Source organism: Zobellia russellii (assembly GCF_018728565.1).
Classification (GTDB): domain Bacteria; phylum Bacteroidota; class Bacteroidia; order Flavobacteriales; family Flavobacteriaceae; genus Zobellia; species Zobellia russellii.
The window spans coordinates 77,575-95,037 of record NZ_JACSOI010000006.1; the positions used below are offsets into that span (position 1 = coordinate 77,575).

The window sequence follows — 17,463 nt, forward strand, 5'->3', positions numbered from 1 at the left end:
TTTAATAGGTTAACAATTTGTTCAAAGTCTATATAATTAAAGTTTTAGGGTTATATTTCAATTCTTATTCAGAAAGGGTACTCTATTTTGACAAGTACTATTGAAAAACAAATTGTGTGATTATATGTTTCAATAACATTATCCTAATTCTAATTTCTTAATAGTTAAAACTTATCTATTTTACATTGTTATTAAACAAAAAGACAATGAGCTAGTCACAAACTAAAAAAATCGTATTTTTAAACAGTTTCGCTACTTCTGTACAATACATCTAAATCTTCCTTATATCAGATTAACATTACCATAAAAACCTTACCAACCATTTTTTACATTTAGAAGTTTCCCTTATGTCTAAAAATTTTTATACTATATGGATTTTATTGTTTTTGACAAGATTGCCCATAGTATTTTCCCAGACCCTTGAAAAGGAATCCGCATTAGATTTTATCTCTATCACCACCGAAGACGGATTATCTCAAAATACCATATACAGCATTCTCAAAGATAGAACGGGATACCTCTGGTTTGGAACCGATGACGGTCTTAGCAGATACAATAGCTATCATGTGGATATCTTCAAAAAGAGCACCTCTCCCCTAAAAGGTCGTAAGGTCTATGATATGTTGGAAGATATCGATGGCAATATTTGGTTGGCGACCGACAATGGACTCAAGCGTTACGACTCTTACTTAGAAACAATCATTGAGCATGAATTGACAAGCATATCCGATAGTCGTCCCCACGTGAATGTTCTCGCATTTGAAAATGATTCCTTAATGTGGCTAGGCACTACCGAAGGACTATTGCTTTATAATCTTAAAGAGGGCATACTCAAAACGTACGAACACGATTCCAATAACAAAACTTCCTTATCGAATTCAGATGTAAGGTCTTTGGCCAAAGACAATGACAATCTTTGGGTGGGAACAGAAAATGGCTTGAACTTTCTTGATGTCAAGACCGAAAAGTTCACAAGATACTTTGGGGACTCCAAAAAAGCGGATTCTTTGTCCGGAAGCCATATAAAATCTTTATCACTTGATTACCAAGGAGGCCTTTGGATAGGTACGGAGCGTCAAGGTATTTCTTATTTCAATAAACAGAACGTCCGTTTCGAGAACTACAATACCAAAAATAGCTTGCTTCCCCATAATGAAATCAGGGACATTTATTACACTTCCGATAGTCATTTATGGATAGCGACCAATGGGGGCGGATTGAGCAAAATGGATACCGAAAATAGGTCGTTCACCAATTACCAACACCTTCCAGATCACACTAGTGGCTTGGTCTCCAATTCCATTTATTCGGTATATGAAGACAGGGAAGGCGTATTATGGGTAGGCACCTATGCCGGCGGCGTATGTTTTAACAGCGCAAAAAATGACAAGTTCGAACTGATCAAACATCTCACCTACAATAGCAATAGTATTTCCGACAGTAGGATCCGTAGTGTATACCTAGACCGTAAGAACAAATTGTGGTTGGGTACTTGGGGAGGCCTCAACGTATACGACCCCGAAAAAGATAAATACACATCGTACCTCTATGATAGACAGAACCCTTCATCATTGAGTTTTAATACCGTAACGAGCATTTATGAAGATTACCTCGGTAACATTTGGGTGGGCACCTATTCTGGGGGGCTTAACCTTTTAAAACCTAAAAAAAACGGTTTTATCCGTTATAACAACGATGCCTTGAACCCTGGTTGCCTCAGCAGTGACATGGTTTATTGTATCATTGAAGACCCTGAGAACAATCTATGGGTAGGCACACAAGAAGGTCTAAACCTCTTTGATAGATCAAAACAAGAATTCAAGAGTTACAGCCGAAAAGATATCAGGGATATAAGAATCGGTGCCGACAACATGTTAATTTTAGCTACTTTCGGCGGCATTTGCATCTTTGACACCAAAACCAAGAGCTTTAAAAACTACCGATCACCCCAGCTGTCGTCCTTTCCGATCAGTCAAGTTCTTCTAGATAAAAAATCTGGCCATATCTGGTTTTCTTCATTAGGCGGCGGTATGGGATACCTCGATCCAAGAAATAGCGAGTTTACCATATTTACCGAAAAAGAGGGCCTACCTACCAATTTTGTCTCTAGCCTTATCGACACTGACGATGGCTCAATTTGGGTCAGTACTTTTAAGGGGATTTCCAAGTTCAACAAGGCTACCTCCACCTTTGAAAATGTAGGACGGCCACATAAATTTCCATTGTATCAGTTTTATCCGCGCGCATCGACCTTTTTACCCGATAATAGACTCGCCTTTGGCGGATCAAAGGGATTGGTGATTTTCAACCCCGATAGTCTTTTAAGGAAAAGAACGGAGCCCGAAATAATTCTAACCTCCCTAAAAATAGACAATAAGGAAGTTACCGTCGGGGAAGCGTCGTCCCTACTCAAGAAAAGTATCTCTAAAACCGACAAATTATTTTTGAAGCCCGACCAAAAAGATTTCTCCATAGATTTTGTCGCCCTAGACTTCAACAACCCCGGAGGCAACCAGTACGCCTATATATTGGAAAACTATATGGATGAATGGGTTCCTATCGGAAATAACAGAACCATTGGTTTTACCAATCTCAACCACGGCAATTATGTCTTAAAATTAAAGACGCTTGGGGCATCGGCCAACGTAAAGGCTTTAGCTATCGAGAGAGCCCCACCGTTTCATGCTACTTGGTGGTTTAGATCCTTAATGGTCTTATTGGTGCTTTTCTTGCTGTATCTCTACAACAAGTATACGTTTATCAGTGTTCAGCAAAAGAACGCCTTGATAGTGCAGCGGTTGAAAATGAAAAACAAGCAAGATTTTAATCAAATGCGCTTGCGCTTTTTTACTTATATATCCCATGAACTACGCACTCCGTTAACCCTTATTTCAGACCCTTTACAACAACTTGTACGATATAAAAAAGACCCTAAACAGGCCCATCTATTTCAGTTAATCGACACAAGTGTGGCACGATTACTACGTCTTGTTGATCAAATTCTTGATATCAGTAAACTTGAAGGAGACACTTTGAGCCTTCAGGTTTCCAAGCAAAATATAGCCGCGATTTTAGAAGAAGCCACCAATGCTTTTCGTGAATTTGCCATTCAAAAAGGAGTACGATTAGTGTTCAAAAAGGAAATGGAAACTATAGAAGGATGGGTTGACGAAGATAAAATAGAGAAAATTGTATACAACCTGTTATCCAATGCCTTTAAGTTCACTCCTAAAAACGGCCTAATTTCCGTAAGATTACGCTATTGTAAAAAACATAAAGATAATATTGTCATTGAAATAGAAGATACAGGTATAGGTATCTCCAAAGAAAACCAACATAAAATTTTTGAAGGTTTTTATCAAGTTCAGGAGGCCAAATCCTTGAACCCGAACGGAGCAGGTATCGGTCTTGATTATGTGAAACGCCTTATCACCCTTCATCATGGAACCATTGCTTTGGAAAGCGAGCCCGAGGTTGGCTCCCTGTTTTCCATACAGTTACCTATAGAACGAAAGTATTATCAACCCAAGGAAATCAAACAGGAAGAAGTTGTAAAGACGACTTTGCCCTTGCGTCCGATAACCGTACAGAACACCAAGAAAATCCCTAGTCCCCTTCCGGTAAAGGTCCACTCCAAAAGCACCCCCAAAATATTGATCGTAGAAGATGATGTCGATATACGGTCGTACATTGTATCGTCTCTTTCCGATACGTTCAAGGTTATAGAAGCCCCTAATGGGGAGGAAGGACTCAAATTGGCCCTAGAACACGCCCCAGAGTTAATCATGAGCGACACATTAATGCCGATTATGGATGGCCTACAATTCTGTGAAGCTATAAAAAAGACCGAGAAGACACGTCACATCCCCTTCCTCTTCCTCAGTGCGTGGACATCGGATGAGTTTAAATTGAGGGGCTTGGAAATAGGCGCCAATGACTACATTGCCAAACCTTTTGATATTCAGATCGTAAAAGCAAGAATTGAGAACATCATCAAAAATGTCAAAAGAGTATCGGAGATATCCAAAGTAAAGGTAAACCTTGTTCCTGATGACACCTCGATAGATTCAATCGATTCCCTATTTATCAAGAAGGCCCATTCGATTTTAGATGAAAACTTCGATAATCCGGATTTTACCTCGGAAATGTTCAAAAAGAAAATGGGCATGAGCCATTCTGCCCTGTACCGTAAACTAAAACAACTGACCGGACAGTCATCTAATGAATTTATACGCTCATATCGACTAAAAAGGGCCGCCCAGATCATACGACAAGATTCTGGTTTGCTCATTGCCGAAATTTGCATTAAAAGTGGCTTCAATGATCCTAAATATTTTAGCAAGTGCTTTAAACAAGAACATATGCTGACCCCTTCGGAATATGCGAAGCGATACGTTTCCGATAGCAAATCGAACGCTTTATCCGATTTGCCCTAAACCATAAACAACACGTAATTATCCTGACCTTCGTTTAGGCCCGTCTCCCCTTCCCATAGAAGGTTAAATACCTAAAGTAAGCCATATTTAGGACAGTCAAAAAATGACCAGCAACGTCCCGGAACATCGTACGACTTATCCTTTCCCGAAAAAGAAGGCAATAAAAGAAGGAATCAATGGTGCAATAACCATGTAAAGATTGCCCCGTGAAATCTAGATGAGGGGGAATCGAACTGAGACCCGCCCCAAAAGACTTTATCTTATCAAAACAAAAAACCCGGAAAGCGAGCTTCCCGGGTTCAATATCAGTTTTAATCTTTTGACCTTTATAGTCTACTTTTCTAGTTACCGGGAAAACCTTCCCATCTCCATTCGTTTATACCGTCCCTTACGCGATTTCGAAACGTCAATTTTTCCTCTACCTCATAATCCCTCTCGCCATCGCTGTACTTATAGCTTAAAACGAACTTTCGTTTAATGGGGTCCCAAGTACTCTTTCCATTAGGGGAAACTTGATATACCGATGCCGTATCGGCAATGATTTCCACCGAATTATCCTTGGGATCGACCTTTAAGCGCATATGGTAACCATCTCCCCCTCTAGGCCCGATACCATCAAGGTCTACGGTATCCATCATGATAGAGGAAAGGGTTCGAATCGGTGTATTGGGGCCATCTAAATCATCCCCATATACATATACCGTATCAAGTACTTTTGTTGCGGTAAAAAATTGCTTCAACGATCCCACCTGATAAAAATTACCTTCGTAGGTATTCATTAATTTCAAGGGAATGATCGTCTGTTCCTTTCCTTCTAGAATAGAATCAACCGAAGTTGAAACAATCTTAAAAGGGAGTGCATAATTAAAATCCCTAAGCAAGGTATCTTGCGCCAATTTCAAGGAATCGAATTTCACATCGACCAAACCTTGAAACGAGCCCTTTGGTACCGTAATCTCATCACTCTCCAAGCTGTAATAATCATCAGGCATAAGGGTATAAGGGGTATCGACCAACAAGGTCTCGTCGATTACATACTTTACTTGATGATCCTCCTTGTTTTCCCTTAGGCCGCCCAGGTACACGCCCACTTTGATAGACAATCCCTCTCCGGACACAATTGACCTTTGTAATTCAGGTTTAGGAAAATAAACATCGGTGTAACCCGCGGTATCTACAACATAATCCTCATACTCTTCACAAGAGAAAACCAATGCCAGGACCAATGTCAATATTGAATAGCTATATTTCATATCAGTTTAAATTTAATCGTTCGGAAAACTATTGCCATCCGAAGTTTTGAATGAGGGTATTCGATTTTAAAACTTCATTACGAGGAATAGGGTTGTAATACATATATTCCTCAAAACTCCTAGACTCTATTTCGGTAGCGGTATAGTTAAATTTATCGTTAGCTTCTTTACCGACCTTTATACCTAGTACCGGTTGGTTCAATTCTTCCAAGGAAACTTTCCAACGGCGTACATCGTAATAATATTCACCTTCAAAGGCATATTCGATACGTCGTTCATTACGTATCAAGTTCCGATAGGCCTCAAGGTCGCTTATGGCAAGGTCGAGATATTGATCGGTAGATATACCGGCTCTTTTTCTAATGGCCGATAGCACCTCTTTGGCCGAAAACACCATACCCCCCCCTTTTCCGGAAATACCATAAGCTTCGATGGCAGCCTCGGCAAAATCGAGATATAGTCCGCCACGATCAAAAATAGGATATACTTTATAGTCCTTTTTATTGGCATTGGCCTCTACATCGAGATTGATGTTGTCGCTAAGAAACTTTTTTAGGTAGTACCCTGAACGGGTGGCCTGTTTGCGTATACCTCCCTGGGCATCTTTACCTCCGGCAAATACTTCGATAAAGGCATTTCGAAATTCATTTTCCCCATTGTGGAAAACAAAACGTTCAAAACGGGGGTCCCTATTCGCATATGGCTCAACAGGATCGTAAATACTATTCGGATCCGTTATCGGGTACCCCAAGCTATCTGGAAATACCTCGACCAAATTTTGACTAGGGTTCCAATCGCCATTTCCGAATAAGGAAGGTGGAAAATTTTGGGATTCAAGGCTGCCGTTTTCGCTGAAACTCCGTCTCCAAAAATGGTCGGGATTATCTACATTATTAAAGTTCCCAAAAGGCTGTAGATCTTTTATGGCACCTTCATCGATTGCCGCAATGGCATCATATGCCGTATTTGCCGCTTCTTCCCATGAAATTTGCTCGAAAGCCGGACTAGCCGCAAAAAGGGCCATTCTAGCGCGTAAGGCCCAAATCATTTCTCCCGAAATTCTACTGGTAAGCCGAACGCCGTCTACATCACCATCACCTGCATAACGTAGCAGGTCAATGTTGGTAAGGGCGCTATCCAGATCTTTTTGAATGTTGGCATAGCTCTGCATATATGTACTTCGGAGTATATCGTTGGCGCTATCAATGGTAAGTACTTCATCAATAATCGGTATTCCCAACATGGTATTGGGGTCTTGGGCCGATGGCCCAGCAAAATTCTTCAGCAGGATCCACTTGTAATATGCCCTTAGACCAAAAGCCTCTCCTCTGATCCGCTTCTTTAAAGCTTCAGCGAACTCTTCATCAAAGGCGTCATAGGTAACATTAAAGCCCTTTTCAAAAAATTCGTTGATATGAAGAATCTTGCCAATGGCCGAATTCCATTCCCCGCTTACCGGAGAAGATTCAGCCGTAGCCCCTGAAACGGCAGTACGCGAAGGACCGCTTTTACTCACGACATTATGGGTCTGCGCATCTAAAGATATCCATGGTGAATTTCGAACAGAACCATAGGCAGGATTTAAAAAGGTTTGGGCCCGGCTAATATCGGTAAACACTTCTTTAGAGGAAACATTGTTAGATGGCACCACCTCTGTAAAATCATTGGAGCAGGATATGCCCAGCAATGCTACTCCAAAACAAAATAGTATATTTTTTTTCATTGTTGATGGTTTTATTTTAAAAGGATACTTCTAACCCCACTTCATACGATTTCAATACCGGGTACTGTGAATATCCTTTATTAGGACTTGGCATATAGCGGTCTTTAACCGATGATAAGACAAAGAGGTTTTTGCCCGAAGTGAAAAACGTAATTTCCTTGATAAACGATTTTTGAATTATATTTTGCGGAATCGTATACTCCAACGTAATACTCCTGACATTAAAATACGAGGCGTCTTTCAACCAAAATGAAGAATTCCTGTAGTTGTTACTGTTAGACAGTGTGGTCAACCTTGGCAATTCATTGGTAGCCGGCCAGCTTTTCGACAATTCTTGAGCATAGGCATTAGTACCCCTGTTCCAATAGAGTCCGTCATTGAAGCTTCCACCGGCCACACCATCGCCGTGCAGGCTAAAGGCCCAGTTTTTATATTTCATACCATAGTTCAAACCATAAGACAATCTTGGCGAGTGCCCTATTTCATGGTAGTCTTTTTCATCTATAGTACCGTCTCCGTTATAATCTTTATATCGGATGTCCCCTGGTTTTACCTCTCCGAATTTTGAAGGTACGGCAGCATCTATTTCCGCTTGATTCTGAAAAATTCCGTCGGCCTCCAAACCAATGATACGACCTCCTTGATTGCCCATTTGATTTCTTGTTTCTTCAGGATAATTAATCGAGTTGGATTTGGTTACATATGTGGTGTTGTACATGGCATTTGCACCAATGGAAAAGCGAAAATCGCCAAGTTTCTTTCGATAGCTTATACTTCCATCGAAGCCTTTTCTCTCATTGTCGGAAAAGTTAATATAGGGCAGGTAATCGTCATTTGCCGCCAATAGGGCGTATAGGTTGTTCGGAACCACCAACTCGTCATAGTTACGTATGTTATAATAATTGATCTGTCCGTTCAACTTATGCTTGAACATCTGAAAATCGAAACCTACGTTAAGGTATTCCTGTTTCGGCATTACAATGTCATCGGCTCCCGTAAATACGCGACGATATCCCCCAGATGAAGAGGTGGCCCCTACGATACCGAAGGTACCGGCACCTGATCCGCTATATTGATCATCTTCAAGAAAAAACTGGCCAACAGGACGCCCTTGCATACCGTAATTCGCCCTTAGCTTAAGAAAATCCAACCATTGCGAATTCTTCAAGAAGTTTTCCTTGTGGGCCAACCAGGCTACACCCGTGGCATAGGTAATCGTACGGCGTTGCTTTTTTTGCAGTTGTCGTACCGCCGAGTTCATCCAATTTCCTTCGAACACATATTTTTTAGCCATTAAATAATTGGCCCTAAAACCAATATTCCTATAGTGTTCTTCCTGTCCTAATTGGCTGCCGCTTTTGCTTTCCTTGGTATAAACCAAATCGGCGGTCAGGTCATGATGGTCTCCAAAACTTCTATCGTAATTGAAGGCCGCCTTTATGAATTGGTTTCGGTCGACCCGATCTCCTAATTTGGCCCATCCTGTATCGGTAGCTCCCTTGGTGTAATTTCTTAAAACCAAAGTGTCTTGTCCTGTGAGTGTTTTCGTAAAAAAAGGCTCGGCCATATCGACCGTTGGGTCTAACCTTTTTGAAAGATTGTTATAGCTGTAAAGCCCTACCAGACTACTAAAACTCAACCCTTTGGCCAAGGTTGACAAATCAAAGTTCAAACCAAGCCTGGCATTGGCGTCCCTTCTGGTATCTTCTATAATGGACCCATGTGCCAGATTGACCAACAAGTTGGTTCCATACTCGGGATTTCTTGCATAAATAGAATCATTGATCTTAAACGGCAATGCGTTTGCTGGATATTGATACATTGTATTGAAGGCATCGTCGCCACTCATAAGGGGTGCCTTTCTTTTATTGAAACTCCCCCCTATTCCTAGATCCACCGAAACAAAGTCGCTTACCTTTATCTGAAGGTTGTTGTTCAGGCGTAGTCGCGACAACTTTCTTCCATCGCCTTCACTTTCAATCCCATCGGTAGTATAATACCCCAAGTGCGAGAAATACTGGGTGATTTCGTTTCCTCCCGAAAATTCCCCCGTAATATGCCTGTAGCTCGCCAAATCGCTGGCAAATTTCTTATGGTAATCTTGGTTGGGGTTCCTTACGGTATCCCTCTTGTTGGTATATGCATCTATTGTATTTTGATTATAAATGGGAGATATACCGTCGTTCGCCAAAGCTTGGTTATAGTTTTTCGCATAATCTTGGGCGTTCATCATTTCAGGCAGAAATGTCGGTGTCCGTACCCCTCTACGCACTTTAAACTTAATAGAGCGATCTCCCTTCAAACCTTTCTTTGTCTTTACGATCATGGCCCCTGGCGCCGCGGTAATTCCGTACAGGAACGAGCTTCCATAATCCTTGGCCAATACGATATTATCAACCTCTCCCGAGGTCAATACCAGGTTTGACGGTATTCCATCCAAATACATCTCACCAACACCCGCACCGCGAACGCTATTGCTGAAATTTTCGATTTCAGGTGAAGCCGATCCGTAATTGGAAGTGAGTCCTGACAACCTTCCCGCCAAAGCCTCTTGTACAAATGTGGTAGGGTAATCACTCAACTCGTCTCCCGTAATGCGTTCAACCGATCCCGTAATCCGTTCGAAGGGCAAATCTCCATACGCCACACTAATTTTGCGATCTGCATCAACAGTGCCCCATTCCTTAAGAATGATCGAAGTACTTTCGAGTTGACCGTTCGTTACGTTCACTGTAGTCCTTTCGAACCCTGAGGCCGAAATAACCAGTACATCTTCCTTGTCCGTACGTATGCTAAAAACGCCATTAAGGTCGGTAAATGTTCTATTTTTTGAGTTGGAAGCCACTATTGTAGCTTTATCGCACACCTCACCGGCCTGGTTCAATAGTGTTGCCGAAACCTCAAATAGTTCACTTGTATCTTGAGCCATACCCTTATGGGTGCTTAACCACAACAGAGCAGTGATTACTAGATATATGGGTCGTAGTTTTTTCATTGTTAGATCTTTTATTATTAACATACTACCAGCCTGGGTTTTGTTTCATTTCTGGGAGCTCAAAAATCTGTAAATCACCTAATCGAAGTGGGTAGCGGTAATGTTTCTCTTCAAAACGTCTCTCTATAGGTATTTCAAATCTTTCGAATCGCACACCCGTGGGCGCACTGGCGTCATCGATAATTTTTACGCCATGAAAATTGTAATTGTCCAGTTTTTCATGAGCGATTCTCCAACGGATCAAATCGAACCAGATATGGTACTCAAAACACAGCTCTACCTGAAACTCATTTCTTACCCGCTCTTGAAAAACGGCATAATCGGTAGTAAATTCCGGTCTAACATCTGCCATACCCACCCTATTACGAACGGCGTTTAAAGCCCCAACTGCCGTAAGACTGGCACCTGGTACGGCCGCATTCGGGTTCTTATAGGCCTCATTGACCGCTTCAGCGTAGTTAAGATATATTTCCGCCATTCTTATATAGGGCGCATTAATGTACTTGCTGTCGTTATATTTTTTACTGTTCCACTTATCCGGCAACATTTTTCGAACCAAATAGCCAGTTTTTGAGTTTCCAAAATCGGCCCCATTGGGAGTGGTACGGTCAACCCCTAAAGGATCGGTTCGCATATCAATGGTTTCATTTTCTGATAGTTTTGACCAAGTACTGCCGTGATACAATATATTCTTGTAAAACCTAGGGTCTCTATTGTCATATGGATTTTGGTCATCATACCCCGATCGGGAATCCGTAATCGGCCATCCATCGGCGGTTTCGTAGAGGTCTACCAGTTCTTGAGTAGGACTTAGCCCGGCGTACCCTCCGATATTGATCCAAAGCCAGGTATGTAAGTATAAATTGGCACTGGGTCGAGAAGGTTCGTAATAGCGGGGCCAAACCCCTTCTATGGTGCCCGGTTCAGTATGGAAGATATTGTTGTAATCCCCTTGGTAAAGGCCTACTTTATCGCTGGTCTCCGAAAGTTTGATCAAATCCCACGCCGCTTGGGCCGCTTTTTCCCATAATTCGGTATCACTTTCATTGTTTAATATGTAATTAGGACTTGCCGCCGTAGTCAGCGCCCTTGACTTAAGTGCCATAGCCGCTGCCTTGCCCATTCTCCCCATCATAACCGGATCATTCAAATAACTAACCTTGGGCAAATATGCAATTGCCGAATCACAATCGGCGACGATATCGGTAATCTGTTGCTTGTACGTAGGCCTTGGTAGATTTAAATCGGTTTCTGGAAATATTTTCTCCTTAATATAAGGCATGGCACCCCAACGTTTAGATAGCTCATGGTAGCCCAAGGCCCTAAACAAAAAGGCTTCCCCTTTTACTTGGTTTTTCTCTTCCTTGGTCATTACGTCGGAGGTTACGTCATCAATGCCATATAGAATTGAATTTGAAACGTATACGGCCTCCCACATATCTTCCCAAGCCATTTGAAAATCAGGATTTGCAAAATTCTCGTTTACGGCGGCCACCCAATCTCCCCGCATCACTTTATCATTCCCCCCTACACTTCTGGTATTGAGTACTTCTCCCGAAAATTGGCAACTGTTTCCGTAGTTTTTTCCACCTCCGGCATATTGTCTTCCATTAAAATCATATCGGGTTTCGAAAAACCACTCCATGGTATCGTAAAGCCTAAAGGCCATACCGTTGATTTTGTTTTTGTCCCTCCAGATATCTTCCTCTGTCAGAAAACTTGAGTTCTCGTCTCGTCTATCAAGATAATCCTCACAGCCTACCAATATGACTATAGAGAGTATGAGTAGTATATAGTTATATTTCATCATTGTTGTTTTTTAGAAATCGATATTTAGGGTAAAAATGTATCTCTTTACGAGGGGATAGGCCCCATAACCTCCGGATAGACCATTACCTCCTTCTGGATCCCCAAAAGGAACATCGGACCAGGTATATAGGTTTTGACCGGATAGATTGAACTTCATACGCTGAATGCGCAACAAACGCTGCAGGTAAGCAGATTCCAAAGTGTAGCCGAGCGTTACGTTCTGCAGCTTTAAATAGGCGGTACTCAATACGTTGGCATCACTACGTTTTCTATAAAATCGTTCGCCCGCATTGGAAAAAGCCGGAAATTGTGCATCTTGGTTCTCAGGGGACCAACGATCTAAATGCACGGTTTTGGCCTCTAAAAGGTGTTGGTCAAAGTTAGGATAGTATTTATTGGTTGAATACGCTACACCATCCTTACCGAAGAAACGCACACCGAGGTCAATACCCTTGTATGACAAATTGGTATTAAATGCATACAGAATGAAAGGCTGATTCGTCTCTTCCATAGGAACATTATCATTGGCCTCAATTTCTCCGTTACCATTGAAATCAGAGTAAAAATATTGTCCGGGTGCATTGCCTCCACTAATAGCAGGTGCGTTAACGGCCTGTTCAAAATTATTGATATAACCGTTGGTCTGATACCCACTGATCCAACCGATGGGCTTTCCTTGCTGCTTTTGATAATCGGGTGTAAGCGCCCTATCGGCCCGGTAGACGATACGGCTATCGGCAATGGTAAAGTTCCCTCCTAAGGAATACCTGAATCCACTTGGGGTCAAGTGGCTATAATTAGAGACCACTTCAATACCTTGGTTTTTAGACTTACCCTGGTTAATGGGCGGAAGACCTACTTTACCTTGGGAACCAAATCCCGGGTGGTAATACGATGGAACGGGATTGGATAATAAAATACCCTCTCTCCTTTCTTTATAAAGGTCAACGGCCAAGGTAAGATCGTTACTTAATAGGGCAACATCAAAACCTAAATTCTGTTTATAGGCGGTTTCCCAAGTTGCATTCGGGTTGGCTATCTTGACCTCTCCATACCTCGGTGCCTCGTTAGCCGCGGGCAGACCGAACCTCATATAGCCCCACTTGCTGGAGACTTCATCCCAACCACCTAAATACAGAAAGCGGGGAGAGTTCTTTTGATTGCCCGTTTCCCCATACGAGTAACGCACTTTAAAATCATCTAACCAAGGCAGGTTCTTTTCTACAAGAGGTTCTTTGGCGATGTTCCAACCGATAGCCGCTGCAGGAAAGAAACCAAAGCGTTTTCCCGGGGCAAATTTTTCCGACCCATTATAACCCGCACTAACTTCAAATATATAGCGCTGCTTATAATCATAATTGGCCCTACCGACCCAGTCCTCACTGAAATACGGCAAATCTGTAGCGCTTAAACGTCTTTCATTACGGTTAAAAACACCTACAAAGCCTACATTATGCGAACCGAACTGACGATGATAGTCTAACTTGGCCTCGTAATAGATGTTGCGAATACTACTCTTATAATTTTCACCTCCCGTACTATGAAAGTCTAAATCGGAAGAATTATAGTTTTGTCCCGATTGCTCCCTCCACTGATCGCGTTCGGTATCATAAAGCCATTCACTAACGTTCCAACCTTCCCTTTTCTCATATTCGTAGGCGGTACTGTAATTAAAACGCCCCGAGAGCAAAAGGCCTTTGGTAATAAAGTCTAATTTTTGGGTTAAACCTATTTGTATATCCACCACATCCCTCCTGAACTTACGCATTCCTGAATAGTTCAGGGCATTATAGGCATTAGCTTGATAAGGTACCTCAGCTCCAGCCGCGGCCAAGCGAATTCCTCCTTGGTTAGGCGCCAAAGGATCCGGATGGGACGCTACGAATTCTTCAGGGTAATACAAGGGAAACAAATAAGGCGTGGCCTGATCTATAAACTTGAATACATTGCTAAATTGATCGGCCGCAACCTCGGTGTTCGGTGTTTTCCGCAATTCCGATCGGCCTGAAATATCCGTTTTTAAGGTCGTGGTCTTGGTAAGGTTGAAATCTAGGTTCGTTCTAAAGTTATACTTGTCGTATGAAAATTCAGGACTGTAATAGCCGTTCGATTTTTCCGTTTTTACGATATCCCCAACATGGTTCACACTGAAGGATGTAAAATACTTGACAAAATCCGTTCCTCCGGAAACGTTGATACGGGCATTGCTTTCCCATCCAACATCCCGTATGAGGGCATCGTACCAATCAATATCCGGATAGGCATAGGGATCACGGTTCGGATCAAGAAAGGTATCGATATACCGTTGCGACCTTAATCCGTCGTAAAAACCTGAATTTTTTATAGATTCTTGCCCGAGGGTCAGCACGTCGTAAGACCCAAGCTGATCAGGTATATCGGTCAATACTTTGGCCGTAATACCTCCGGCCACACTAATTTTAGGCGCCCCTATCGACCCTCTTTTTGTTGTAATCAAAATAACCCCGTCGGCACCTCGAACCCCATAAATAGCGGTTGATGAGGCATCTTTTAATACCGATATGGAAGAAATCTCTCCTGGATCCAATTGCGAAAACCCACCGGCCGCTTCCACTCCATCGACCAGAATCAACGGAGAGTTATCCCCATTAAAACTTGACACCCCTCGAACGGTTATCTTAGCGTCGTCGGCACCAGGCTGCCCCGTATTGATTTGGGTAAACACCCCCGGAAGCCTATCTTGTATTACCTGTGAGAGGTTGGTGATACCCGTGCTTACTAAATCCTTTCCCGAAACATCGGATACGGCCCCGACGATATTGCTCTTTTTTTGCGTGCCGTAACCAATGACCACAACTTCGTCTAAGCTTTGTGCCTCCGGTAACAAGCTTACGTCGATTACGGATTTTCCGTCAACGCTGTATTCTTTGGCAATGAAACCGATATAAGTAAAGGTAAGCCTGTCATTAGGCCCGACTTTAATGCTATAGTTTCCATCGAAGTCGGTTACGGTTCCTTTGGAAGTGCCCTTTATAATGACATTTGCACCCAAAAGAGGCTGTCCCGTTTCATCGGTGACCTGACCAGAGACCTCAATGGTTTGAGCACATATTACCTGCATGGAAATAGCAGCAGTGATGATACAGATTATTAGTTTGAATTTCATAGGTTATTCGTTTTGAAAATGCTTCTTTTATAATTGAGATCAGTCTTTTACCAATCGTATCCCGAACATCATCCCTGAGTGGTAGTCAAAATATCTGAAAGTATTGTTGTAGCTCGCGTTCAGCTCCCAAACACCATAGTTTCCATTGTTCACCCAAAGATTGGCCCTTGACTGTTCTAAGGGTACCCTAAAGCCCTCAACAAAGTCGTTCGATGTAGGGTAGCGCCATCCTGCCGTTTCATAATTGAGTCCATAAATATTGGCCCCACCGTCATGCCATTCGCTTAACAGGTTTCTAGGATGACCCGCATACGCCTTTAATGTATTTATATCCGAAGGTTTCATAACATGCCATCCTTCCGGTGCAATGGCACTTTCTACCACCCACCAAGAATACACTCGACCGTAGGTGTTCACCCAATTCGATGGAAACCCTTCCACAGCGGGATGTTCGTTGTAATAAAGAGCGTTGACATCATCTTTCACCAATTCATTAAGCCCTAGTTGATTTATTTTTTCACCATCGGTAAAGCGGGTTGCCCTCAAGTTTTGCGACATCCAAACCTGTGTGCCGACCCTTACCCATTCGTAATGGTTTACCTCATCGCCCCGAGCATCCCTAATGGAGCCTGTCATTTGAGGTGTGAACTGTAAAGGCACCGAACTCGATTCATTGCCATCGGCATCTTTTGCTACCACAATGGCGTAATAGGTCTTCACATCCGTTATATCACTCGGTATATCACTATTTGGTACTTTATACTCCGTTTCCGTAAGGCCGTCGGCCACTTTATTCAATGGCGGATACACCGTATCTATATAGACATCGTAGGACACCGCCCCGTCTGCTTTTGCCCATACAAGCGATTCATCTAAAGAAAAGACCCCGTTTACGGCAAGATCTTGAACTATAGGTGCTCCTGGGGCGCCAGCATTTAAAATAGTAAAACTGAATACCGAAGATTCGGTAGTGTTCCCCATGGGATCGCTAGCCTCAATACGCCAGTAGTAGGGTTTGTTTATTTCCAAATCTTCTGCATTAATCTGGGTGGCAGAAATATTTTCGCCCAGTTTTACATTTGGGGGAGAAACCTCATCGAGATAAACCGTGTACGAAACCGCATCATTTTCAGGATCTGGGGCCTCATTCCACTTAAGGGTGATATTACTCGAATACTGTCCGCTTTTGTGTTCCGGTGAAGTTGCCATGGGCTCGTCGGGTGCCCCTGGTTTTAATTTTTTGAACATACGGACTTCACTTGCAGAATCGTTTATAAGGTCGGAAACCTTGACCTGCCAATAATACACCTCACCGACCTCAAGGTCGACAGGGTCCATGGAATAGGCCAGTTCCTTTGTGGTAGCGACCTTTTCCTTCGGAGGATTTGTTTTTCCAAAGAAAACCTGATACTGCAGCTCTTCCCCTTCGCCCGCAACAACCTCTTGCCATGTAAACTCTAGCTGGTCACGTACAAAGATGTCGTCGGAAGGGCCATCGAGAATCGGCGCATCCGGAGCAGGAATACTACTAAAACTCCAAATCTCACTGGCCGCCCTATCGCTTCCGTTATCGGCAAACACCTGCCAATAGTAAACTTTATCCTTACGAAGCTTATAATCCGTTAAGGTATAAGTCGTGGCTTCCAATTTGCTGGCTTGGGAGAAAAGCTTCGTGCTATCTAGTCCCAAATAAAAATCGTACTTCAATGATTTTTGCATTGGATCGGTAGCTTCCCAAGAAAAGGTGGGTGCAATGTCAATTCCATCACTCTTATCACCGGGTGACTTCAAGCTTATACGCGGATCGCTAAGCTCGATGGTTTCTTCATCATCGTTGTTACATGAGAGAAGTGTGATTACGGACACAAAACTTATGACCATTAAAACTTTTTCTATGTACTTCATAATTTCAAATGGTTGGTTAAAAATCTTATTCAACTTTTCGCTCAATAAGGACTGGTGGATTTACTTTAAGTAGACAGATCAAAATCATTCAGATCATGGAACGACGTCGGATTATGCGGTCATTACCATCTTGAAACACAGTAGGTAAATTGGTATCCTGAAACTTGTTTTCTTAGTGTAAACTCGTCCAAATATAC

The 17,463-nt window shown here is 42.5% G+C and carries 7 protein-coding genes; 1 reads left to right on the forward strand and 6 read right to left on the reverse strand.

Annotated elements, in window-relative coordinates; genetic code table 11:
- Positions 1-347: 347 nt before the first annotated feature.
- Positions 348-4,436 carry a hybrid sensor histidine kinase/response regulator transcription factor gene (locus H9565_RS14820; protein WP_215440782.1) on the forward strand — a complete coding sequence of 1,363 codons (4,089 nt, stop codon included), beginning with the start codon at positions 348-350 and terminating at the stop codon, positions 4,434-4,436.
- 341 nt (positions 4,437-4,777) lie between these two features.
- On the opposite strand, the gene H9565_RS14825 is transcribed toward H9565_RS14820, so the two are convergent.
- The 6 genes from H9565_RS14825 to H9565_RS14850 are packed head-to-tail and all read right to left on the reverse strand — an operon-like array spanning position 4,778 to position 17,266.
- Entirely contained in the window at positions 4,778-5,689 is a 912-nt protein-coding gene (locus tag H9565_RS14825; RefSeq protein ID WP_215440783.1) for a DUF1735 domain-containing protein, read from the reverse strand.
- A 28-nt stretch (positions 5,690-5,717) separates the two neighbouring features.
- Complete coding sequence (locus H9565_RS14830; protein ID WP_215440784.1) at positions 5,718-7,412, reverse strand: RagB/SusD family nutrient uptake outer membrane protein; 1,695 nt, start codon at positions 7,410-7,412, stop codon at positions 5,718-5,720.
- 16 nt (positions 7,413-7,428) lie between these two features.
- Positions 7,429-10,407 (reverse strand): SusC/RagA family TonB-linked outer membrane protein, encoded by a 2,979-nt coding sequence (locus tag H9565_RS14835; RefSeq protein WP_215440785.1) that lies wholly within the window; start codon positions 10,405-10,407, stop codon positions 7,429-7,431.
- A 25-nt stretch (positions 10,408-10,432) separates the two neighbouring features.
- Entirely contained in the window at positions 10,433-12,217 is a 1,785-nt protein-coding gene (locus H9565_RS14840) for a RagB/SusD family nutrient uptake outer membrane protein (RefSeq protein ID WP_215440787.1), read from the reverse strand.
- A gap of 9 nt (positions 12,218-12,226) precedes the next feature.
- Positions 12,227-15,361, reverse strand: coding sequence for a SusC/RagA family TonB-linked outer membrane protein (locus H9565_RS14845; protein ID WP_215440788.1), 3,135 nt, complete (start codon positions 15,359-15,361; stop codon positions 12,227-12,229).
- A gap of 39 nt (positions 15,362-15,400) precedes the next feature.
- Positions 15,401-17,266: an FISUMP domain-containing protein gene (locus tag H9565_RS14850; protein ID WP_215440790.1), complete on the reverse strand. Its 1,866-nt coding sequence runs from the start codon at positions 17,264-17,266 to the stop codon at positions 15,401-15,403.
- Between the last annotated feature and the right edge of the window lie 197 nt (positions 17,267-17,463).